This is a genomic window from Neobacillus vireti (genome assembly GCF_036962345.1).
GTDB lineage: Bacteria > Bacillota > Bacilli > Bacillales > Cytobacillaceae > Neobacillus > Neobacillus vireti_A.
The window spans coordinates 48,767-71,925 of sequence record NZ_JBALNB010000017.1 but is presented as its reverse complement, the minus strand read 5'-3'; the positions used below and the strand labels follow the sequence as shown (position 1 = coordinate 71,925).

The following is a 23,159-nucleotide window of genomic DNA, read 5'->3' as shown; positions in this document are numbered from 1 at the left end:
TCGGTTAATCGTATCAAATGATATAAAGGGGTAGGATGATGGTTAACACTTCAATTGAAGATTCGCTAAATGTTTGCTCTAACAAGAATGAAATAGTAGATTCTGATCTGTTTTATCGTTCACTATTTAAGTATAACCCTGATATGGTCTTCTTTTTAGATATTTATGGAATCATTGCAAAAGCGAATGGGGCATTTTCAGAAACCCTTGGATATACACACGAGGAAATCCAATTAAGCCCATTAGAACAATTACTACCATCAAATGAAACTTCAATTTATAAAGAACTTTTAAAAAAGGTCGTTGCCGGAGAAACACAATATACATACACAACCTTCTTACATAAAAATGGAAGTGCCATTGATATTAGTCTAAATATGATGCCTGCCATATCCGAAAACAAAGTGATCGGCATTTTTGTCATTGCAAAGGATATTACAACTATTAAGAAGTCTGCAATCCAGTTGGCTGAGTCTGAATTGAAATTTACTAGTATTGTAGAAGAAGCTCTTTTTGGCGTTTATATCGTACAAGAGGATGGGAAAGTCTCATATGGAAATAAGAAATTTTATGAAATAGTAGGAATAACGGATAGTAGAACGGAAGTGAATTTTCGGGATTATGTTCATCCAGAAGATTTACCTAATGTTGATTCACTCGGTGAAGTGCTAATGAATAGCAGCAATGGTATTACCCATGCATACAGAATAATTAGGAAAAATGGCAGTGTCTTGCATATTGAGTCGCATGCAGCAAAGATTTATCTCGAAAATAAGCCATATATAGTAGGGTCACTTCAAGATGTAACAGAACGTAAAGAGGCGGAAGATTTAAATGAATATTTAGCCTATCACGATTTTTTAACCGAACTCCCCAACCAAAGGTTATTGAATAAAAAATTGGAACAAGCGTTAATCACAAGTAAAAGATTGCAACAAAAGTTATCCGTTATGTTTTTAGACTTGGATCGTTTCAAGTATGTGAATGATACATTAGGTCATTCCATAGGGGATAAATTACTCAAAGAGGTTTCGGAAAGATTAAAAATGTGTCTTAGAGATGATGATGTTCTAGCACGGTTAGGCGGCGATGAATTTGTTGTTTTATTACCAAACACAGGAAATACAAACCAGGTTGTCGAGTATGCCAAAACCATCATTGAATCATTAGAAGAACCCTTTCATATTGAGGAATATGAACTATTCATTACGGCAAGCATTGGAATCAGTACCTTCCCTGATGATGGAGAAGACGCTGAAACTCTTATTAAGCATGCCGATTCGGCTCTTTATAAAGCGAAAGCAAAAGGGAAGAATACGTATCACATCTTTACCTCTTCCATGAATAAAGAAGCTTATAAATTATTTGCATTGGAGTCCGACCTCAGGAAAGCATTGGATTTGAATCAATTGGAGTTATATTATCAGCCCCAAATTTCTGCGGTCACGCATGAGATTATTGGTGCAGAGGCACTTATTCGTTGGAATCACCCGGAATGGGGAATTGTCTCCCCTGGTGAATTTATTCCGATAGCAGAAGAAACAGGAATGGTCATTGAAATAGGGAAATGGGTGAAGGAAACAGCATGCACCCAAAATAAGGCATGGCAGGATGCCGGTTTACCGGCCATTCCTATATCCATCAATCTCTCGGCTCATCGTTTCTTACAGAAGGATTTACTCGAAAATATTAGAGATATATTAGCAAAAACGAAACTTGATCCCAAGTATCTTCAAGTAGAAATCGTGGAAACATCTCTTCTAGAAAATGAGAAGGTGGTTTTCTCGATTTTAGATGAATTAAGGAAGATCGGAATTAAAATTTTCATGGATGATTTTGGTACAGGCTATTCATCCCTTTCCTCCCTTAAAAGATTTAAAGGGAAGATTGATACCTTAAAAATCGATCAGTCCTTTATTAACGAGTTAAGCCGAACCAACGAGGATGGCTCTAACTTTTTTACAAAAACGATTATCGAATTAGCACAACATCTAGAAATGGATGTGGTTGCTGAAGGTGTCGAGACAATCGAACAACTAGAAATATTAAAAGAGTATAACTGCAACAATATACAAGGATATTTAATTTCCAAACCAGTCCCAGCAGATGAGCTCGCTGTGCTCTTAAAAGATGGAAAAATAGAACCACCTAATACGAAAGAAGCGGATCTTATGGCTTTTTAATTGGTGGTATTAGAAACTTAAACGTAGGGATGGACATCTACGTTTAGTGTATAATGATTTAAAAAAAACAGGTGCCGAGCAATATATTATGCCCGGCACCTGTTTTTTTTAGAGAAGAGATTGAGTAACTTTCATCCTCCAATCTATTGATTTACAAGGAAATTGGGATTGGGAGGAATAATCTCACTCTTAAGAAGCTTAATGAATTTATCGACAATAAAGATAGACTAGAAGATTTGATTGAGAGAAAGAAAGGATAATTGGGGATACAAATCATGTAGGATTTGTATCTCTTTTTTTTGACCATGGGGGTGGTTTTTTTTAAAAGGCACAACTAGGGATCTCTACTAGTTGTGCCTTTACTCTTTCTTCCACTTAATTAATTTAAAAAATACAATCATAGCTATGGAAAATCCATGTCCTATTAATTCTGCATTCGTTTAACTAAATTCTCCCACTCTTCAAATGACAACTTTTCGGTAATATGTTTTAGTTCATTTGGAACATCGACATAACACATCAACTCTAAACTATTCCCATCAGGGTCCTCAAAGTATATCGATGCATTGCCTTGATTGGGTCTTACGAAAGGTTCAACCGATGTTCTTCTTCCAAAGGGAACGGCTTCAACTTGGATGGATTCAAGCCATTTTAAAGATTCTTTTAAATCCGGATATGTAACTCGAAAAGCTATATGCCTTAAAGAAGGGTGGTAGGGTGTTTGGAACGTATCGCCTTCCCACAATCCCAACCAACTTGTACCTTCTTCTATCCAAAAGAAGGCGGTGTCTTCATCACGCCAAGCTTCCTTCAAACCTAATTTTTTGTAAAATCCAATCGATGTTTCTAAATTTTTCACAGGTAAGTGTGCTTCATACAGGCCCTTAATCATAAACAAAACCTCCTTGCATTAATCATACCAACATCATATCTTAATTAATTCATAAAATAGCTGTAAATTCTCTACGACTTTAGATGTAGAAACTAGCGTATTGGGTTCACCAAAACGGTCATCACGTAATGAGGTCAAATCTTAATGTAGAAAACGGAAGTTATCCTGTCATTTTTTACTTTGCCAAAAGAAAAAAATTTGGTGATGAATTTGCGGTTAGATGATAGAATGTTGTCAAGAACTGTGTGTCTATTCAAAATTTGGGGATATTTCGAAAAAATAAGTTAATGATAGCGTTTGCATAAATATTTAGTATATTGAATATTTATTCATGACGTGCTACTATAATATCAAGTTTAAATTCTTCTGAGTTTAGACCTCCTAAAACGGACTTAGCCTAGACCACTAAGTTCATCTTTGGCCTTTGATCGTATCGATCAAAGGTCCTTTTTGTAGTAGTGAAAAAAGCCCCCAAAAGAATCAATAGAAAATAAATTACCACATTTTTGAAACAAACCTATAGTCAAGGTCGTCTAAATATTTGCTCCCTTTAGAAAAAATTGTTCTATGACCCAGCACCTTGCTGGGTTGAAATCTTTTTAGCTTTGGGGAGTAAGAATATCCTGCTTGTTACAGCAACAACAAGATTGTGATGATCGGAAAGCCATAGGGAAAGCCATAGGGACGGTTCTGGTGGCTTTTTGATCCACCAGAACCGTCCCCATGGTCCTTCCCATGGTCCTTAAAACTTTGTAAGTGGGAATCGAAAGAAAAGATGAGTGTCACTCCCTGAATATTCTTGTTTCATAAAGGTATCACCCAAGAAACGCATTCCTTTTTAATTTTAAAAGAACCACTGAGATTAAACTCAGTGGTTCTACTAATTACTTCTTATCCTTTGACAAGAAGTTAAAAATATTCGCTTCGCCTGACCCATAAAGTGGATCTACACCAACTTTGCCAAAATCAATGGCACTTTGTCTGATGGCTGCTGCTACTTGTGCAGGGTTATACTCAGGATGAGCGGCTTTAATGACTCCAGCTACTCCAGCTACTTTCGGTGCTGCCATGGATGTACCATGCAAATAAGAGTACCCATGCCATTTTCCATCGCTAAATTGCGTTGTAGCATTATTTCCCCCACCTACTTCATAAGTAGGATAAGTAGATAATGTGCGATACGTAAAATCACGTTTATTTAAAAAGTCCCCTGCTGGATCTTGACGGTAAAGACTATCGTATAATGGACCATTATCACCGCCAGGACCAGCAACATCAATGGCATTACCGTAATTTGAGTAGAAGGCAATATTTCCAGTTGACCATTGATTTGATGAAGAAACCGTAATTACCCCAGGAATTTGTGCTGGAACCACACGAGATGGACCCTTAATGTCCAAGCCGTAGGTAGTCTTCCAATAAGCTTGCATATCATGTAAATTGTTTAGATCTCTTGAGTCGTTACCAGAAGATACGACTACTGTTACCCCTTTTTGAATCGCATATTGAACGGCACGGTGATAGGCAACCATAGAAGCGGAATCACCTTTCTCTTCTAGGTTATGAGCCATCCAGCGCCAGCCGCCAATGGACATATTAATAACTTCCACGCCATCGTTTGCTGCTGCTACAATGGCATCGGTAATCCATGATTGCTGTGCTCCTCCGGTTGCTCCAAAAACACGATAAGCTCTGACAGTTAAATCTGGACCAACACCCTTTACTTTGCCGTTAGCAGCAATCGAACCAGCTACATGTGTACCGTGGCCATTTTTGTCCCAAGCATCAGTAGTTCCTGGAACAAATGTTTTTGATCCAGCCTCATCTGCATTTGCCTTTAAATCCGGATGGCTAAAGTCAATACCTGTATCGATTACTGCAACTACAGTATCTTTATTTCCATCATTTAGATCATAAGATTTCCCATCGTTAGTAAGACGGTGCATGTCCCATTGTTTATCCCAATAGCTGTCTGCGTTTGCATCTAAAGTAACTTTTTGTCCATTAGGAGTTCCTGGGGTGAAATTGACTTTGGTATCTGGGTCTGTTTCTAAATATGCTTCAAGTTCTCTACCTGCCGTTTGTATGTTTGAATCTTTTTTTACATTGGTAAGGAAAGTAGGATTAGCGGATGCAACTTCAACAATGCCAACTTCCTCTATGATTCGTTCTACTTTCCCTCCTGATTTTTCAATTCTCTCAGAGAAATTGGATGGCAGTTTCCCCTTATACGCTACAATATAATGTTCCAGCTCCGGTGCAGCCTTTGCTTTGTACGGTTGTACCCCGACTAGTAGTGAAAATGATAGTGCAGAACAAATAGATAGTGCAGCTAGTTTCTTCTTCATTTAAATCCTCCCATTATATGTAATTGTATGTGATACACGTAGAATTACATTCTATTACAAGCTCTTAAATATATTTGTCGAAATACAAACCTAAAAAATGGGAATGTTCCGACAAAATGCAATACAAATGCCTGTACTTCCGGCTAATGAGCTATCTTTATTTCGAAATAGATGGATCTCCTCTTGCACTACATTTAATAAATCGATTAGTTAAAAAAGAAAAGCAGCGAATATTGACGAAGTATTATTGATGGGATTACTAGAATATAGATAGTAGTAGTTTTAATAAATGGGGAAATGATAAGGGGTAAAACAATAGAAGGATTTAGAAAATGGAATTAAATTTTTGTTCCTACTGATTGTATGCATCAGTGAGATTACACTTGCATATTTCTTTCGGAATAGTATTTTAGAAAACAAAGAAGACCACCCTCGCCGTGAACTGCACCCGAATTGTTAGACACACAGCTAACAATCGGAGGTGCAGTTTTTTATATGTCTAAATTTAATAATGAGAAAAAAATAGAAGCGGTTATTCGTTATCAACAGGGGGCTGAGGGGATAAAATCTATTACGAAATCCATTACAATGTTTTTAGTAAGAAGAAAGGATTGGTAATTTAGGATATTGGAAGAAGTAAATAATGTTAGTTAAAGGGCATTTCATAGGACAGAGCACAAAGATAACCCTTTAGGAAGAGTGGTTATTTGTAGGGGGATATAGAATCAAGAAATATGATTTTTACAATACATAGAATAGATTAACTCATCTTCACCAGCCTTTATGACTCTGCCAGTATCCTTAAAACCAACAGATAAATATAGTTGTTTTGCTTTTTCATTATCGGGAACAAAGGTTATATATATTTCGTCACACTTAAATAGATTTACCATTTCCTTTATGACTAAGTTTAATGCTTGCTTCCCATACCCATTCCCTTGGTATTTGTAATCAATCATGATTCTGCAAATTTCAAAGCCAGAAAGTTCCTCTGAATATCCATACATGGTAAAACCGACTGGAGTTTCATCTTGATAAATGGCTTTTACTGTCCAATTCTCTTCAATACTGGCTTGGGCTAAGGATAAACTGTTTGAGGCAATTGTTTTCTCGAATATTTTGTTTCTTTGATCTTCCGCACTACTAAGTCGCACAATGTCTAACCAATTTTGTTTATTTATTTCTTTTAATGTAATCATGTAATTTCCCTCTAATCATGTTTTTACTATCCTTAAATAAATTCTCCTTTTGATGAAAATAACCTTTCTTATCATCCTCACTACCCGACATAATTTGAATTGTGCCCAAACTTATTGAAGACTGGCGGATGGGCAAGAAATACTGGCGGATAGCGAGAAATACTGGCGGATAGCGAGAAATACTGGCGGATAGCCAGAATTACTGGCGGATGGGGAGAAATACTGGCGGATAGCGAGAAATACTCTCGAATGGAGGAATATACTCTCGGATAGCGGGGTGCCGTCATCGGAAATCAACTCTAATAATTACATATATTAACAAAATGGTAATTGTAGATAAATAGGGATTAATGTCTAATGTTATAATAAATGGTAATATTAGGTAAGTGCGAGCTACCTGGGGTTTCTGTTTCTTAGGATCAAGAGGACATGTTATTTTTTAAAATTAAAAAACATGTTTTCATAGACAGGGTTTTATTTCTAAAAATTTTTTTAGGATTCTGACTAGGGAAGGTACAGCCATTTGATAGGCAGGAAATATGTGGTGAATTGTCGAAGTCTGACTGGTATTATAGTAAAATGGAAGAATATAGTCCCATGGGGTGAAGTAGATGGTAAATGGAAGTTGTGATTTTTCAACAGGGAATCTAAATAACAGAATGAGCGTGATGGCAGGGGAGTTCCGGACACTTGACTTGAAGGTGAAGAGTACATGATTGCCGATTTGCTTACTAGATTGGAAGAAGAGAAGGACCAATGGATGTATGAAGCGATTGCTCGTTTCCATGAAACTGTTCTGCTGGTTGATGGTCAAAAATATACGTTCACCACGGGGGAGACACTTGAAGATCAACTGATTCAGATTCGAAATCTCGAGCATAGCTTATGGAAGCAGAAAAGTCTCGACCTCGAACAGATGGAGAAGGAGATGCTATCAATCAAGGATAGTATCGATAAGGATCAGCGGGACCTAGAGAATTTAGCGTCAACTCTTGATGATTTACATAACGAACTTGCTGTTTATGAGGAGAAACAAAAGAGTTTGGACGGGATTCAACTAGAGAAATTTACGTGTTATTTGCATCACGAATTCAACTTTGATAAAAAAGATCAAGTGGTCTTCAAGGAACGGAAAATATCCAGGTTGATGGAAAGCTATCAAAATGTTGAGATGGATATACTTGATTTTTACCAAAGGCAGTTATCCAGCATCTGGCTGGTATTGACACACAGCATGGAAAATCTTCCATCCACCGCAAAGTTTGATTTTAACACCAAGCCGCCACGAACGGTTCTATCCTTGAAACATGGCCGTGGACTTGATCAATATATAAAACCAGGGAATTTTGAAGAGGATTATCAAATTGTGCTGGATACCTTAGAACGAAATAACGCAATGGTGTATGACTATTATGAAAGCCAGGTGAATCAGTTTGTGCAGGATAGCACAGCCGAAATCACCCGCCTTCAAACTCTTGCGAATGAGCAACAACGGTCAGCAAATGAAAACATATTAGAGCTGCAGGAAAAGAAGAGGAAAAAGGAAGCTCAGATGATAGAGCTTCAAGATAGATTGAGTAATGCAAAGCAGGAATGGGTACAAGATTCGCTGCGGCCCCAACTGCTGGATGATCTTTTAAAAGAAGAGTTTGTGAAGGCCGTATCTGGCTGGCAGGAGAAGCTGTTCGCGGAGAATGCCTCGGATGAGGAACGTTGGGTGTATCACCATTATTGTCAAATAATTCTAAAGCAAGCGGAGAGGATTTTTGAAAATGAATAGTTCTACAATGGATGAGAAATATACTGAGGCGATTCAATCACTTAAGAAAATAAATAATGAACTTTTCTATGATGAGCTTAAGCAGCTGATAAAAGACAGGGAAGAAAACATTGCAGAATTGAATGGTGAAGTCCATGAAACGATTGAACACCTGCAAAAAAGGATGGAGCAGTTCCCTGTACAAGTCAGCGAGCACCTAAAAGAAGGGGTCTTGAACCAGCAGATTGAGTTATTTGATAACCGGATGGAACGTTTTGATGAGAATAACCTCGTACTGGAAAAGAGAATTTCCTTTTGGCACCAGCAATATCAGGAGTCTCTAGAGAAGACTGAAAAGCTTTTAGCCGAGGCCAAAGGATTGCAGCCGGATGACCAAGCCTTTATCGCAGGGGAATCAGAAAGGTTGATGACGGCTGTAAGGCAGCTGACGGAAGCGATGAGCGAGCAGGCTTCCGCCTTGAATGTGAAATATGAAGTGGTGAGTGAACGGTTAGATATGATTTTAAAAGAGATTGCAGCTGTCGAAAGTAGAAACAGGGAAGAAATCGATCAGTTGACGCAGCAGGTGCTGAAAGGCAAAAGAGACATCCAGGACAAATGGGAAGAACAGTGGAAGCTGAATGTAAAAAGTGGAGAACGGAAAGATAAGATGTTTAAAAAGTGGCTGATTGGTCTGGCACTTGGGCAGGGAGTCTCGGTTTTATTGATGGTTTTGTATTTTATAATGAAGTAAATGGGAGGGCAGCGATGCCTTCTTTTTTTTCATTGTTTATAGACCATGGGTAGACCATGGGGACGGTTCTGGTGGTCGGAACAGACCAATTAAAAACCGTGAGAACCGTCCCACTGGTACTTGTATGGTATAATTTTTTATTGTGGGTTATTTATGTATAGTTTATTGCCTGATGTTAAAATGAAAAAATGGTGGAGGTACTTAAATGGAAGCTCTAATCATGCAAATGGTGGAATCTTTTAAAGAACTATCTTATTTTGGGATTATGCTAGCATTAACATTTGAATTTGTACCAGCGGAGCTTGTATTGCCATTGGCTGGTTATTGGGTATATCAAGGAGAAATGAATTTAGTTGGAGCGATTTTGGCGGGTTCCATTGGCGGGGTGTTGGGTCCGCTGACATTATACGCTTTGGGTCGTTATGGAGGCAGGATCGCCATACTAAAGTTCGGAAAGTATTTTTTTATAAAAGAAGAGCATATGGACAAATCGGATCAATTTTTTGAAAAGCACGGCGGAGCTGTTGCCTTTTTAGGGAGATTTATTCCTGGAGTCCGGACGGCTATCTCGATTCCCTGTGGAATTGCAAAAATGAGTGTTTGGAAATTTATCATTTACACGTACCTAGCCATGCTGCCAGTTACGGCTGTCTATGTCTATTTAGGATATGCGCTTGGTCCTCAATGGGAAAAAGCGGGTGAAATTTTCGGCAAGTATGCAAACTTTTTGTTAATTCCTATCGCTCTGTTTATTATCTGGTTGATTGTAAAAAGACGGAAAATAAGCGTACAGAGCTAATTATTGCTTAAAAACAGATGACTGCTGATTATCTTTCTATAAGAGTTCAAGGTATTTTTGAGTTGTATACATTTGTAAGGCAGGCTGACTTCTCGGTCTGCCTGTTTTTATCGTTAACCTGATATAGTTAGGGTGAACAGGAATATAAATTTTTTTATTAAGCTTTATCAAAGGAGGAATTTACTGTAAATAAAAAGGTGTATATACGTGAAGGAAGGTGTTGATATATGTCCTCTATATGAGATAATAAAAATATGGAAAAACATTACAATATTACTCAGATGTCTAGTCTATTGAATGTCACAGTAAAAACCTTACAGCGCTGGGATCGAGATGGGATTTTAATCGCAAATAGGGGCCCGACCAATAGAAGGTTTTATACACATGAACAATATTTAAAGGCTTCTGGTAAATGGCCTAACACCAAACTAAAAGAAAGGAAAACCGTTATATATGCTCGTGTATCTAACAGAAATCATAAGGACGATTTGTCAAATCAAGTAGAATTCTTAAAACAATTTGCAAATGCAAATGGGGTTATCGTAGATGAAACCATTGAAGACATTGGCAGCGGATTGAACTATAAAAGAAAAAAGTGGAACCTTTTATTAAATGAAGTGATGGAAAACAAAATAGAAACCATTTTCATTGCACATAAAGATCGATTTGTACGATTTGGATTTGATTGGTTTCAACAATTATGCGAAAAGTTTGGAACAAAAATGATCATTGTTAAAAATAAAGCATTATCACCCGAAGAAGAACTTGTGCAGGATTTAATTGCCATTACTCATGTTTTCAGCTGTAGGATTTACGGTCTTCGAAAATATAAGAATCGTTTAAAGGGTGAGAAGAAATGTTTGCCTACAAAGTTGAAATAGAACCGGTAAAAAAACAAAAAGTAAAAATCCATAAAGGTATAGGAGTTTGTAGATTTTTATATAACGCCTATATTAAGCACAATGAGGAGGTATACGAAAGAGAAGGAAAATTTGTCTCGCATATGGAATTTGCTAAATATGTGAATCACACGTTGAGAGCGGATAAGCCTTGGATTAATACCTGTCATAGTAAAGCAAGAAAGAAAGCATTAGCCAATGCGGAAACGGCCTTTCTAAAATTCTTTAAGGGAAAAGCGAAGTATCCAAAATTAAAGAAAAAAGGGAAACAAGACGTAAAAATTTATCTTCCGAAGAACAATGAAAAGGACTTTGTCATTGAACGGCATAGAGCTAAGATTCCCTTTCTTGGATGGGTCCGTTTAAAAGAAAAAGGATATGTACCCCAAGGCACTGATATTTCCAGTTGTACCATCAGTCAAAAAGGGGATCGATATTTTATAAGCTTTTTAGTCAAATCGGATAGGAAAGAAACCAAACAAACGCTAAGTAAAAAAGGGATAGGCATTGATGTAGGTCTAAAAAATTTCGCAACCACTAGTGATGGAAATGTGTTCGGTAATATCAATAAAAGTAGAAAGGTTAGACGATTAGAGGTAACCATAGAACGAGCCCAAAGTAGTTTGGCTCGAAAATTAGAATCGAATAAAGTACGGAAAAAACAAAATAATATCCATCCTAGTGAATACGGAGCTAACATTAAAAAAGCGATTGTAAGAATTCAAAATCTTCATAGAAGGCTAGCAAATATTCGTTGGTCCTATACTAAAAGTGTGGTCAATGAAGTGGTAAAAACCAAGCCGCTTTATATTACCATAGAGGACTTAAATGTTCGCGGAATGATGCAAAATAAACATTTAAGTCGAGTGATTGCTAGTCAGAATTTTTATCGTTTTAGAGTATGGCTAGAGCAGGCATGTAGAAAAGGTAAGATAGAATTGCGAATGGTAGATCGATTCTATCCTAGCAGTAAATTATGTTCAAATTGCGGAACCAAAAAGACAAACCTTTCTTTGTCGGAGCGCACATTTGTATGCGAACACTGCGGAACGAACCTGGATCGGGATTACAATGCTAGTCTAAACTTAGAAAACGCAATACTATATAAAGTTTTAGTTGGATAATCTTCACCACTCGAAGGTTACCAATAGACACCGGCGGCTCGCCGGGGTGAGTTTGCGGAGCACGGAATCAACCTTAGTAGAGAGCTATTGTCGAGGAGGCGTGCATTGAAGCAAAAAGGGGTCTTTGCCCCATCATTTAAGATGTGCACATTTGAACACTTAAAAAGGAGCAGGCGGCACATGAAGCAACTTTACATAAAGCAGAAGGTATTTAGTTTAAGTGGAAAATTCACGGTAAAGGACCGGCAGGAGAATGATGTATATTACGTGGAGGGCAGTTTTCTGCGGGTTCCAAAGACTTTCTCCATTATGAATCCAAAAAGAGATGAAGTGGCACTTATTACGAAAAAGCCGTTCAGCTTTTTACCTCAATTTCATGTGGAGGTAAATGGCCGAGAAGCAGCAACGATTAAGAAGGAGTTTTCTTTCTTAAAAGCGCGTTATACGATTGATGCAGCAGGCATTGAAGTCCAAGGTAATTGGTGGGATATGGATTTTCAAGTTTTGCAGCATGGGAAAGTCGTCGGTACAGTGAGCAAGGAGTGGTTCACTTGGGGCGACAGCTACCAGGTTGAAATCATGAATGATGAGATGGAAACCATGATGATTGCACTTGTTGTCGCCATTGATTGTGTGAAGGCGGACCAGAATGCTGGGTCCTGAGCAGCGACGGCTTAATGTGTTTACTTTTGGCAAAATGATTGATATTAATTGACCTATCAAAGAACGATTTTCGGTGTGGATTCCACTCGAACTCATGGAAGATTGAAAGATATGGTAAGAATCAGGTGTGGATTCTACCCCAAAATAGGAAAGAACCCTCCTGTGTGCTGTGGACAATAAATTTATTTTTTTTATTCTAGACGGGCTCGAGTTTCCTTCGCATGTATATTATGTATTGACATACTGTTTCTCCATGCGAATGAAAGGGAGTGTTACGATGGATAACATGATTCCATCAAATACAATGGGGGCTAATTATCTTCCCCAGCCACAAATGCAATACGGATATGCTACTCCGTGTATGCAGCCACAAATGCAATACGGATATGCTATTCCATGTGAGCCACAAATGCAGTACGGATTTGCTGCCCCATGTATACAACCACGTGGTTGCAATAGTTTTATTATTATAATTGTGTTGTTTATTTTATTAATTATTATTGGTGCGTTTGCTTTCTGTGATTAATAGGATTGACCTATCACGGTCTTCTTAAATGAAAAAAGAGGGAGACGGGTGAATCTTAACGGGTTCTCTTTTGGGAGGAAAAGTTAATTTAAAAACAAGAACCACTTGGAATCAAATTCCAAGTGGTTTTACTTAATCAAAGAAATTAAATAAGTTCTTTCTTGTTCATCATTTATTATTTTTTCAACAATTTTGTCTTGACATAAGTATTCTCGGAATTTTTGATTTTGATATATCTTCTCATAATATCTACCGTTATCAGCAAGTTCTCTGAACCAACTCTCTCTTTTTAACTTCCTGATATTTCTGCTGAATCTAATATCGTCCATATCAAGACCGCCCATAAATAACAACCCTAAAATTACACTACCAATAAAACCCACTATCAACTTAATAAATTTCACAACTATCACCTCTTTAAGATTATAGTATACTTCTTCATTCTATCAATAAAATAAACTCCCCAAAGTCTAACCCTAGGTCTGGCGTTCGCCAGGCTTTTTCGTGTTTGTGAGCAGTTCTTTGTAATGCGGTATGATTGTTGGGCTAACCAATAAAAATTAACAAAGTAACAATAAATATACTTCAAAATTAAATAAATATTTATTGCGAAACGATAAATAATGTGTTAAATTTCAAAAGACAATAAATTAATGAGGTGTATTCGATGAAACAAGGATCAACGCTCTTTTTACGAATAGTAGTTTTTCTTATTGGCATTCCGTTTCTGCCCGTTTGTATTTTGGGGTTGTCCAGATTGTCACCCAATTCCCCTTATTGGCAGCTTCCTGAACTATCAAAATTGCAATATCCGATATTAGTCGGAATGTATGCTGCCATGATTCCGTTTTTCCTTGCTTTGTATTAAACCTTGAAACTATTAAGCAATATTGATAGGAATGAAGCTTTCTCTGAATTGTCTGTAACGGCGCTAATGGGAAGGCAAAAGCCGTTAGGCTTTCAACTTTAGAGGCAATCTGTAAGGCTTTAGAATGCCAGCCTGGCGATATTTTAGAATACAAAAATGACGAAGGCTAAATGTGCAAAAAGGACAAATCTAACATTTTAGGAGGACATTATGAGCAACGAACCTATCATCAGCTTGAGGAATGTGACCAAAAAGATTGGCCGGACCACCATCATCGACGATCTTACCTTTGACGTACCACGAGGGGAGATTTTCGGCTTCCTTGGTCCAAATGGGGCCGGTAAAACAACCACCATCCGCATGATTGTTGGGTTGATGTCGATTACGAAGGGCCAGATCCTGATTAAGGGGAAAAATATCAAAACTGAATTCGAGCAGGCGATTCGCCACGTCGGCGCCATCGTGGAGAGTCCGGAAATGTACAAGTATCTGAGCGGCTACCAAAACCTTATTCATTACGCCCGCATGGTGCCGGGGGTAACCAAGGAACGGATTGACGAAGTGGTTGCGCTGGTCAAGCTGGAAGAACGCATTCATGACAAAGTTAAAAAGTACTCGCTCGGCATGCGCCAGCGACTGGGAGTGGCTCAGGCCCTGCTGCATCGGCCGTCATTGTTGATTCTTGATGAACCTACGAATGGTCTTGACCCGGCGGGGATTCGCGAGCTGCGCGATTATTTGCGGCAATTGACGCGTACGGAAGGAATCACCGTGGTCGTCTCCAGCCATCTGTTGTCTGAAATGGAGCTCATGTGCGACCGGGTCGCGATCATTCAGCGCGGCAAGCTGGTCGATATCATGCCAGTACAGCAATTTACCGGAAGAAACGATCAAGCCCAAACGTATTTAATTCAAGCGAAGCCGCCGGAACGGGCGTTGGAGGTATTAAGTGAAATGGAGAGGGTCCACGGGGTCAAACTGAATCAGGAAGGGCTCATCGAGGTCAGCACTGAACAGGAACGTGTCCCGGACCTTCTGGTTGGACTGATGCTAAACAATATTCGCATTTATGGCGTCCAGATGGTTTCTCAATCTCTGGAAGAACGATTCTTGGAAATAACGGGGGGTAAGCAAATTGTTTAATCTCGTACGCAATGAAAATATGAAGATTTACCGGCGGGTGAGAACCTGGGTCCTGATCGGACTCATGGCTGCGCTCGTGCTTTATATCAACTTTATTGAATGGCATTCTAGTGGAAAAAAGGCGGAAGGAGAAGGCTGGCGGACAGAACTGCAGCAGGAGAATCAACAATGGAGTGAAATGTTGAAGATGCCCGAGTTGAGCGAAGAGAATCGAACGTTCTACCAGGAGCAGATTGCGATTAACAACTATCACTTGGAAGAGAATATTCGCTCGACGGACGGCACGATGTGGAATGGTGTGAACGGTTCGGCCAATCTGGTCATCTTAATTACCCTTTTCACCATCATCATTGCGGGAGACAGTGTGGCGGCTGAATTTTCGACCGGCACGATTAAGCTGTTACTCATAAGGCCGGCGAACCGGGTCAAGATTCTCCTCTCCAAGTACATCTCGTTTCTGTTGTTCGGCATCCTGTTATTACTCATTTTGTTTGTACTATCCATTGTCATGAATGGAATTTTATACGGCTTTGGATATATGGATCTGCCGTTGGTTCAAATGACGGCGGATGGGCAAATCGTCGAAACGAATATGGTTATCAATCTGTGGAAAACGTATCTGCTTAACAGTGTATCCACGGTCATGTACGTAACAATGGCCTTTATGATCTCGTCTGCCTTCCGAAGCAGCACAATGGCCATCGGGTTTTCCATCGGCGCTTTCTTTGCGGGTAATATTATTCTCGAACTCCTGCAGCGGTACGATTGGAGCAAGTACTTGTTGTTCGCTAACACCGACCTCACCCAGTACTTGAGCGGACATCCTTTCCAAGAGGGAATGACCATGTCTTTTTCTATCGGTGTGCTCGTTGTCTATTTTATCGTGTTCAATTTGCTTTCATGGCTTTTGTTTACACGGAGAGATGTGGCGGCTTAGTTTTATTTGTCCCAAATCTTACAAATATCGTAATGAGTCTATTTTTAATAGGTGCATTACGATTTTTTTTATGCATAAAAAGTTGATGAAGGACAAATTAGAAGGTTCCTCGAGAAGTTCGTACGGCTTCGGTAACGACCATGCATTTTTGCCTCATCCTTGTCCGAAGGTGGCACGACTTCAGACACGCCCATGCATTTTTTGCCTCATCCTTGTCAGAAGGTGGCACGGCTTCGGACACGCCCCTGCTTTTTTGCCTCATCCTTGTCAGAAGGTGGCACGGCTTCGGACACGCCCGTGCCTTTTTGACCCATCTTTGTCCGAAGTTGAAACGGCTTCGGACACGCCCCTGCTTTTTTGTCTCATCCTTGTCAGAAGGTGGCACGGCTTCAGACACGCCCATGCATTTTTGCCTCATCCTTGTCCGAAGATGACATGACTTCGGACACACTCCTGCATTTTTGCCTCATCCTTGTCCGAAGGTGGCACGGCTTCAGACACGCCCATGCATTTTTGACTCATCCTTGTCCGAAGATGACACGACTTCGGACACACTCCTGCCTTTTTGACTCTTCCTTGTCCGAAGTTCGTACGGCTTCGGACACGCCCATGCATTTTTGCCTCATCCTTGTCCGAAGGTAGCACGACTACGTACACGACCCTGTTTTTTTACCTCTTCCTTTAGAATTTGTCCTTCATAAAGAGTTCCAAACCACCCCATAACGCTTGCAAATTGCCTTCTATATCGTTATTTGATAGGATAATTTGGAAAAAGTATTCGTATTTGCTACGCCGATATTCAATCAATTACTTGTTTTCTCGTTTGAACGAACGCAGGTTGGGTAAATTTATATGGGGGTGTAAAAATGAAGGTACATATTACGAAAGATGCGAGTGAACAGCTTATCAAAGTCTTGGGGGCAGAACCAATTGTTAGGATTAATGAAATTCGAACAACTGGTTGAGGCGCTACCTATGTGTACGAACTTGCTCAGGCTGAGCAGATGGAGAATGATGAGGTATTTAAGGTCGCGGAAATTTCAGTTTTAATTGACCCGGTGGTAATTAGCCATCTAGATGGGGATATCGTAATCGACCATAAAACGAATTATGGTTTTATTTTAAAAAATAGTTTTGAGGTTTTAACCTTTGGGATGAAGCTAGTACAGTAAATACATATTGATTTGAAAAGGAGAATGCTCCCATGAATTTTGTAACCCTGAATAATGGTTTGAAAATGCCGCAGCTAGGATTTGGTGTGTGGCAAGTAGAGAGTGATCAGGCAGCAGAGGCAGTTGCTGTCGCGCTAAAGGTTGGTTATACCTCGATTGATACGGCGATGATCTATAAAAATGAAAAGGGCGTTGGGAAGGCGATTGTTGAATCATCGATTCCTCGTGAAGAATTATTTATTACAACCAAGGTGTGGAATAGTGATCAGGGCTTTGACAATACGCTGCGTGCCTTTGACGCAAGCTTGGAAAGATTAGGTCTTGATTATGTTGATTTATATTTGATACATTGGCCAACTCCTGATTTTGACCAGTATGTAGATACCTATAAAGCGCTGGAAAAGCTTTACCATGATGGCCGAGTGAAGGCCATTGGGGTTTGTAACTTTGAGATTGAACACTTAGAGCGCATTTTAAAAGAATGTGAAGTTGTGCCGGTATTGAATCAGATTGAGTGTCATCCATATCTGACTCAAACTGAGATAAAAGAGTTTTGTGCCAAGCATAATATTTTTGTTGAAGCATGGAGTCCTCTAGAGCAAGGTGGAGAGGTGCTGAAAGATGAAGTGGTTACCAGTATTGCCGAGGCACATGGCAAATCGCCGGCACAAGTGGTGCTGCGCTGGCACTTACAAAATAACACCATCGCCATTCCGAAATCGGTTACACCATCAAGAATCGAAGAAAACTTTAACGTATTTGATTTTGAACTCACTTCCACTGAAATGAACCAAATTAGTGAACTGAATCGCGACCGACGCAGAGGGTCCCATCCTAATAAAATGCATGCGCGGTAGTGGTACCCTTCACCTTACCTGTTAAAGCCTGGCCAATAGTAGCCAGGCTTTTTAGACATTAATCGTTAATGGAATAAAGTGGCCGGTAAACAAATAGTATAGGTGTATGAATTTGTTAGGCAGATAAACAAAGGTAATATGCAGGTAAAATGGGATCTATGCAGGTAAGTGAATAAAATTCGCAGATGAAGAACACATATTCGCAGGTAGGGGGTTTCATGAAGCCCGAAATCAAAGATTAGTAGGAAAAATAGTCCTCATGAAGGCTCCATGAAGTCTGAAATCAAAGATTAGTAGGAAAAGTGGTCCTCATGAATGGGCTTTCCACCTAGTAGGCAGACGGACAGCCAATTTAGTAGATTAACAATTACACAGTTAGACAAAATACTACAAAATATAAGTTTTCCGAAAAAAAACTACTTGAAAGCGTTTTTGCATGTGCTATAATGAAATTAATTCAACTGGTAATGACAACATTACTTGTCGCTCGGAACTCTGACAATAACATCATTATTTATCCGATGGTAATCTGATAATGACATCACTATTTGCCCGAAGTTAAACTGGTAGTGACATCATTATTTGTCTAAAAGCAAACTGGTAATGACATCATTATTTGTTGAACATGATCAAGGGAGGAACAACGATGAAGAAGAGTATTGGTTTTTTAATGCTACTAATTACTATGATGGTTTTGGCAGCATGTGGTAGTTCTAGTTCAGGTGGAGAGAAAAAAGCTGGAGAAAACGTTACTCTAAAATATGGGATGTGGAATAAGGACCAAGTACCAGCAGTTGAAAAAATTATTGAGAATTTCGAGAAAGAAAACCCAACGATTAAGGTGGAAATTGAATTAACACCTCGTGAGCAATATTTTCAAAAACTCGAAACCGCTGCCAATGGTGGAGCAATGCCTGACGTATTTTGGATGAATGGACCGAATGTAGCTCGCTTCGCAAATGGTAAAGCGCTTTTACCATTAACTGACCTTATTGAAAAAGATAAATTTGAGATGTCCAATTATCCAGAAACACTGACATCCCTATACACCATTAATGATGATATTTATGGCGTTCCAAAAGACTTTGATACAACAGGATTATTTTATAATAAGAAAATATTTGACGAAGCAGGTGTTCCATATCCAGATGAGACATGGACATGGGAAGATTTAAAAGAAGCGGCTGTCAAACTAACAAATAAAGAAAAAGGAATTCATGGTATTGCAGCAGATTTGAAAAACCAAGGTTCCTACTATGACTTAATTTGGCAAAATGGCGGGGAAATCATTACGGACAATGGTAAGAGCACCGGTTTTGCTGAGTTAGAAGCCATTGAAGCGTTAGAGTATTGGTATAGTTTCATCGATGAAGGATTATCACCAACCTATGCACAGTTAACAGAAACTTGGTCTACTGACATGTTTATGTCTGGTAAATTAGCGATGACGTTTGATGGTTCATGGAGGGTGGCAGTGTTTAAAGACAATCCAGATTTAGATGTTGCCCCATTACCACAAGGAAAAGAGCGTGCCGTTACGATTCACGGATTAGCGAACGTTATTTCAGCTAAGACAAAAAATCAAGATGCTGCATGGAAGTTTGTTCAGTACCTTGGATCAGCTGATGCAGCACAAGTATTTGCAGAAACTGGAACAGTCATTCCTGCATACAACGGTTTACAAGACGCATGGTTAGAAGCTGTACCTACTATGAATTTAAAGGCATTTATCGACGCAGTTGAATATTCACGTCCATTGCCGAATATTGAACAAACCAGCGCATTATGGGCATCTGAAACAAATATTTTAAAGAGAGCATGGAGTGGAGAAATCAGCGTTGAAAAGGCTGCAAAAGAATTAGCAGCTGAGGCTGAAGGAATTTTGAAAAAGTAGATTACTAGGAAGGTTAAGCGAGAGTTTGGCTTGACCTTCCATTCTATTAAGTGAGGTGACACAATATGAGCAAGTCTATGACTGAAATCCAAGAAATGGGTACACCCAACAAAGTTGAGAAAGCAAAAGTAACATCTTACGCTAAATCCCAAAAACGATCAGATTACTTTTGGGGATATCTAATGATCGCACCCGTTATGATTGGATTATCCATCTTTTACTTTTGGCCGATTCTACAAAACACGTATTTTAGTTTTACGGAAAGAAGTGCTTTTGGTGCTTCCGAATGGATTGGATTGGATAACTACGTTCGAATGTTTACAGACAGTCAGTTAGGACAATCCTTCCAAAATACATTTGTTTATATTGTTTTTACAGTACCGATTGGGATATTTCTTGCCATCCTTGTAGCGGTATTGCTCAATCAAAAAATTAAAGGAAAATCCATTTATCGTACGATTTACTTCTTACCGGTTATCACAATGCCAGCAGCGATTGCGATGGTTTGGAAATGGTTGTATAACGGTGATTATGGGTTAATCAATTTCCTTTTATCTAAAATCGGTATTGAAGGACAAAATTGGGTAACGGATCCGAAATATGCTCTTTACGCGGTTATTGTGGTTGCGATTTGGAGTGGTATTGGTTACAACATGATTATCTTCTTATCCGGTTTGCAAGGAATCTCTAAAACCTATTATGAAGCCGCTTTAATTGACGGTGCTGGTCCATGGCGAACCTTTTTTAGTATTACGCTGCCATTACTTTCACCGATTATCTTTTTCGTATCGATTATGTCGTTTATTCATGCCTTTCAAGTGTTCGATTTGATCTTTATGATTGTCAGCGACAAGAGTATTGCCATTGATAAGACGCAATCAATTGTCTATCTGTTCTATCAGCATGCATTTGTTTTAGGTGATAAAGGCTATGCTTCAGCCATTACAACCTTATTGCTTGTGATTATTCTCTTGATTACTGCGATCCAAATGAAGCTGCAAAAGAAATGGGTACATTACGATTAAGGAGGGAATTGAAATGGAAGTTAGTTCTAATAAGGGGAAATATTTTGTCCATATATTACTAATCATCGGTTCGATATCGATGCTTGCTCCGTTTGTTTGGATGATTCTTACAACATTTAAGACATATGCAGAGTCCATTCAAGTACCTCCATTGTTGTTTCCCACACAATTCAACTGGGATAATTATGTAGAAGTATTTGAATTACTGCCATTTTTAACTTTTGCGAAGAATACGTTCCTTGTCACGATTGGAATCACGGTTGGACAATTGGTTTTCTGTTCATTAGCAGCTTATGCGTTTGCTCGAATCGAGTTTCCTGGAAGGAATGTATTATTTTTACTGGTTCTTTCTGTATTAATGGTACCAAGCCAGGTGTTTTTATTACCACAGTATGAAATTATGGCGAATTTAGGATTACTCAATACCTTGCCAGCGGTTATTATACCCGGGTTGTTTAGCGCTTTCGGAACGTTTCTCTTGCGTCAATTCTTTATGGGACTGCCAAAAGAACTAGAAGAAGCAGCACGATTAGATGGTTGTAACCATTTCCAAATCTTTTGGAAAATCATGCTTCCGTTAGCGAAGCCAGGTCTCATTGCCTTAGGTATTTATACAGCACTGTTCGCGTGGAACAATTTTATGTGGCCGTTAATTGTGAATAGCTCACCAGATAGCATGGTGTTATCGGTTGGATTAGCATCATTACAAGGTCAGTATGCGACAAACTATCCGGTATTGATGGCAGGTTCATTCTTAGCGATGATTCCGATGTTGGTTTTATTTATGTTCTTGCAGAAGCAGTTTATTGAAGGTATCGCCCTTACAGGTGGAAAATAAGGAGGTCTTTACATGATAACAGCAGCAATGATTGGAGCTGGCGGAAGAGGTTATTATGCATACGGAACTTATGCTTTACGGTATCCGAATGAAATTTCGTTTGTAGCTGTAGCTGACCCAGACGAAGAGAAACGGAACAAGTTTGCGAAAGCGCACAATATTGAAGAGAGTATGTGTGTAGGTGACTGGGAAACATTATTAGTTCAAGATAAATTTTGTGATGCGATTTTAATCTGTACACCCGATCAAATGCATTATGAACCAGTAATGGCGGCGATTAATAAGGGATACAACATCCTCTTAGAAAAACCAATGTCTCCAAATCCGAGTGAAGTATTGGCGATTGCGGAAGCAGCAGAAAAGAAAGGTGTTTTGCTAAGTGTTTGTCACGTGCTCCGTTATGCGCCATTTTATCAGGAGCTTAAGCAGGTTTTGGAAAGTAAAGTAATTGGCGATATCATGTCGATCCAATGGATTGAGAATGTTGGCTATTATCGCCAAGCTCACAGCTTTGTCCGTGGAAATTGGGGCAAGGAAGAAACCTCAAGCTCCATGCTTTTACAGAAATCCTGTCATGACATGGACATGCTTCAGTGGTTGATTGGTGAGAAGTGCCAAAAAGTATCATCGTATGGCCAATTATCGTATTTTAAGGAAGAGAACGCACCAGAGGGATCAGCCGAACGCTGCCTGGATTGTGCAGTCGAAAAACAATGTCCATATTCAGCCGTTAAATGGTATCTGCATGAACGAGATGAATGGCCAGCGAATACGATAACAGCAAATTCAGATATCAATAGCCGGTTAAAAGTGATTCAAGAAGGGCCGTATGGTCGCTGCGTATGGCGCTCAGACAATGATGTAGTTGATCATCAAACCGTGAATTTACTTTTTGACAAAGACATCACTGTAGCCTTTACGATGTCTGGATTTACGGCAAATAATTGTCGTCAATTTAAAATTATGGGTACAAAGGGGACGATTGAGGGTGATGATACGAAAAATGAAATCCTTGTATCTTACTTTAATGGTAAAACAGAAACCGTAACGCCAATGACCATGGATGGAGGTCATATGGGAGCTGATACAAGTATAATGGAAGACTTTGTCTATCGAGTAGCAAATGGAATCACAGATAGTTTATCTTCTCCATCTGTTTCAGTGGACAGCCATTTAATTGTATTTGCCGCTGAAGAATCTAGAAAAACAGGGAAGACGGTTGATTTTAATGAATTTATTGAAAATCATCGGACGCTAGTATCGCTTCCTTAATTGAAAT

22 protein-coding genes and 1 pseudogene are annotated in these 23,159 nt (G+C 39.1%); 19 read left to right on the top strand and 4 right to left on the bottom strand.

Going from position 1 to position 23,159, the window contains the following annotated elements:
* Nucleotides 1-38 precede the first annotated feature (38 nt).
* Nucleotides 39-2,183, top strand: coding sequence for a sensor domain-containing protein (locus V7108_RS20095; protein WP_335569206.1), 2,145 nt, complete (start codon nucleotides 39-41; stop codon nucleotides 2,181-2,183).
* 424 nt (nucleotides 2,184-2,607) lie between these two features.
* Here V7108_RS20095 and V7108_RS20090 read toward each other — a convergent pair whose 3' ends face one another.
* Both V7108_RS20090 and V7108_RS20085 read right to left on the bottom strand, forming a co-directional pair.
* Entirely contained in the window at nucleotides 2,608-3,075 is a 468-nt protein-coding gene (locus V7108_RS20090) for a VOC family protein (RefSeq protein ID WP_335569205.1), read from the bottom strand.
* A gap of 884 nt (nucleotides 3,076-3,959) precedes the next feature.
* The gene (locus V7108_RS20085) at nucleotides 3,960-5,423 is read right to left on the bottom strand and encodes a S8 family serine peptidase (RefSeq protein WP_335569204.1); all 1,464 of its coding nucleotides are present in this window, start codon (nucleotides 5,421-5,423) and stop codon (nucleotides 3,960-3,962) included.
* A gap of 495 nt (nucleotides 5,424-5,918) precedes the next feature.
* Between V7108_RS20085 and V7108_RS20080 the strand changes: the two genes are divergently transcribed.
* Nucleotides 5,919-6,041 (top strand): hypothetical protein, encoded by a 123-nt coding sequence (locus V7108_RS20080; RefSeq protein WP_335569203.1) that lies wholly within the window; start codon nucleotides 5,919-5,921, stop codon nucleotides 6,039-6,041.
* A 107-nt stretch (nucleotides 6,042-6,148) separates the two neighbouring features.
* Here V7108_RS20080 and V7108_RS20075 read toward each other — a convergent pair whose 3' ends face one another.
* Nucleotides 6,149-6,622: a GNAT family N-acetyltransferase gene (locus V7108_RS20075; RefSeq protein ID WP_335569202.1), complete on the bottom strand. Its 474-nt coding sequence runs from the start codon at nucleotides 6,620-6,622 to the stop codon at nucleotides 6,149-6,151.
* Nucleotides 6,623-7,334: 712 nt separating this feature from the next.
* Here V7108_RS20075 and V7108_RS20070 point away from each other — a divergent pair.
* From V7108_RS20070 to V7108_RS20040, 7 genes are all read left to right on the top strand, one after another.
* On the top strand, nucleotides 7,335-8,402 hold the full coding sequence (locus tag V7108_RS20070; RefSeq protein WP_335569201.1) for a hypothetical protein: 1,068 nt from the start codon (nucleotides 7,335-7,337) through the stop codon (nucleotides 8,400-8,402).
* A complete protein-coding gene (locus tag V7108_RS20065) occupies nucleotides 8,389-9,135 on the top strand; it encodes a hypothetical protein (RefSeq protein WP_335569200.1) in 747 nt (248 codons plus the stop codon). The genes V7108_RS20070 and V7108_RS20065 overlap by 14 nt, the downstream gene beginning before the upstream one ends.
* Nucleotides 9,136-9,340: 205 nt before the next feature.
* Entirely contained in the window at nucleotides 9,341-9,934 is a 594-nt protein-coding gene (locus V7108_RS20060) for a DedA family protein (protein WP_335514109.1), read from the top strand.
* Between the two features lie 254 nt (nucleotides 9,935-10,188).
* A complete protein-coding gene (locus V7108_RS20055; RefSeq protein ID WP_420489203.1) occupies nucleotides 10,189-10,815 on the top strand; it encodes an IS607 family transposase in 627 nt (208 codons plus the stop codon).
* Nucleotides 10,791-11,957 (top strand): RNA-guided endonuclease InsQ/TnpB family protein, encoded by a 1,167-nt coding sequence (locus tag V7108_RS20050; RefSeq protein WP_420489202.1) that lies wholly within the window; start codon nucleotides 10,791-10,793, stop codon nucleotides 11,955-11,957. The genes V7108_RS20055 and V7108_RS20050 overlap by 25 nt, the downstream gene beginning before the upstream one ends.
* Before the next feature lie 180 nt (nucleotides 11,958-12,137).
* Nucleotides 12,138-12,620 (top strand): LURP-one-related/scramblase family protein, encoded by a 483-nt coding sequence (locus V7108_RS20045; RefSeq protein ID WP_335569199.1) that lies wholly within the window; start codon nucleotides 12,138-12,140, stop codon nucleotides 12,618-12,620.
* A 277-nt stretch (nucleotides 12,621-12,897) separates the two neighbouring features.
* Nucleotides 12,898-13,146 (top strand): YjcZ family sporulation protein, encoded by a 249-nt coding sequence (locus V7108_RS20040; protein ID WP_335569198.1) that lies wholly within the window; start codon nucleotides 12,898-12,900, stop codon nucleotides 13,144-13,146.
* A 128-nt stretch (nucleotides 13,147-13,274) separates the two neighbouring features.
* On the opposite strand, the gene V7108_RS20035 is transcribed toward V7108_RS20040, so the two are convergent.
* Nucleotides 13,275-13,550, bottom strand: a complete 276-nt coding sequence (locus tag V7108_RS20035; RefSeq protein ID WP_335514104.1) for a hypothetical protein — start codon at nucleotides 13,548-13,550, stop codon at nucleotides 13,275-13,277.
* A gap of 263 nt (nucleotides 13,551-13,813) precedes the next feature.
* Here V7108_RS20035 and V7108_RS20030 point away from each other — a divergent pair, with 263 nt between their 5' ends.
* The 10 genes and pseudogenes from V7108_RS20030 to V7108_RS19985 all read left to right on the top strand — a co-directional run bounded on the left by V7108_RS20030 (nucleotide 13,814) and on the right by V7108_RS19985 (nucleotide 23,152).
* On the top strand, nucleotides 13,814-14,014 hold the full coding sequence (locus V7108_RS20030) for a hypothetical protein (protein WP_335569197.1): 201 nt from the start codon (nucleotides 13,814-13,816) through the stop codon (nucleotides 14,012-14,014).
* 65 nt (nucleotides 14,015-14,079) lie between these two features.
* A pseudogene (locus tag V7108_RS26940) lies at nucleotides 14,080-14,184 on the top strand (helix-turn-helix domain-containing protein); the annotation flags it as partial.
* Between the two features lie 40 nt (nucleotides 14,185-14,224).
* On the top strand, nucleotides 14,225-15,157 hold the full coding sequence (locus tag V7108_RS20020) for an ABC transporter ATP-binding protein (protein WP_335569196.1): 933 nt from the start codon (nucleotides 14,225-14,227) through the stop codon (nucleotides 15,155-15,157).
* Nucleotides 15,150-16,094 (top strand): ABC transporter permease, encoded by a 945-nt coding sequence (locus V7108_RS20015; RefSeq protein ID WP_335569195.1) that lies wholly within the window; start codon nucleotides 15,150-15,152, stop codon nucleotides 16,092-16,094. Before V7108_RS20020 ends, V7108_RS20015 begins: the two co-directional genes overlap by 8 nt.
* Nucleotides 16,095-17,071: 977 nt before the next feature.
* Nucleotides 17,072-17,266 carry a hypothetical protein gene (locus V7108_RS20010; RefSeq protein ID WP_335569194.1) on the top strand — a complete coding sequence of 65 codons (195 nt, stop codon included), beginning with the start codon at nucleotides 17,072-17,074 and terminating at the stop codon, nucleotides 17,264-17,266.
* A gap of 32 nt (nucleotides 17,267-17,298) precedes the next feature.
* Nucleotides 17,299-18,123 (top strand): aldo/keto reductase, encoded by an 825-nt coding sequence (locus V7108_RS20005; RefSeq protein WP_335569193.1) that lies wholly within the window; start codon nucleotides 17,299-17,301, stop codon nucleotides 18,121-18,123.
* A gap of 646 nt (nucleotides 18,124-18,769) precedes the next feature.
* Nucleotides 18,770-20,017 (top strand): sugar ABC transporter substrate-binding protein, encoded by a 1,248-nt coding sequence (locus V7108_RS20000; protein WP_335569192.1) that lies wholly within the window; start codon nucleotides 18,770-18,772, stop codon nucleotides 20,015-20,017.
* A gap of 95 nt (nucleotides 20,018-20,112) precedes the next feature.
* Entirely contained in the window at nucleotides 20,113-21,042 is a 930-nt protein-coding gene (locus tag V7108_RS19995; protein WP_335569297.1) for a carbohydrate ABC transporter permease, read from the top strand.
* Nucleotides 21,043-21,055: 13 nt separating this feature from the next.
* Nucleotides 21,056-21,880 carry a carbohydrate ABC transporter permease gene (locus tag V7108_RS19990; protein WP_335569191.1) on the top strand — a complete coding sequence of 275 codons (825 nt, stop codon included), beginning with the start codon at nucleotides 21,056-21,058 and terminating at the stop codon, nucleotides 21,878-21,880.
* A gap of 12 nt (nucleotides 21,881-21,892) precedes the next feature.
* Entirely contained in the window at nucleotides 21,893-23,152 is a 1,260-nt protein-coding gene (locus tag V7108_RS19985; RefSeq protein WP_335569190.1) for a Gfo/Idh/MocA family protein, read from the top strand.
* Nucleotides 23,153-23,159 lie beyond the last annotated feature (7 nt).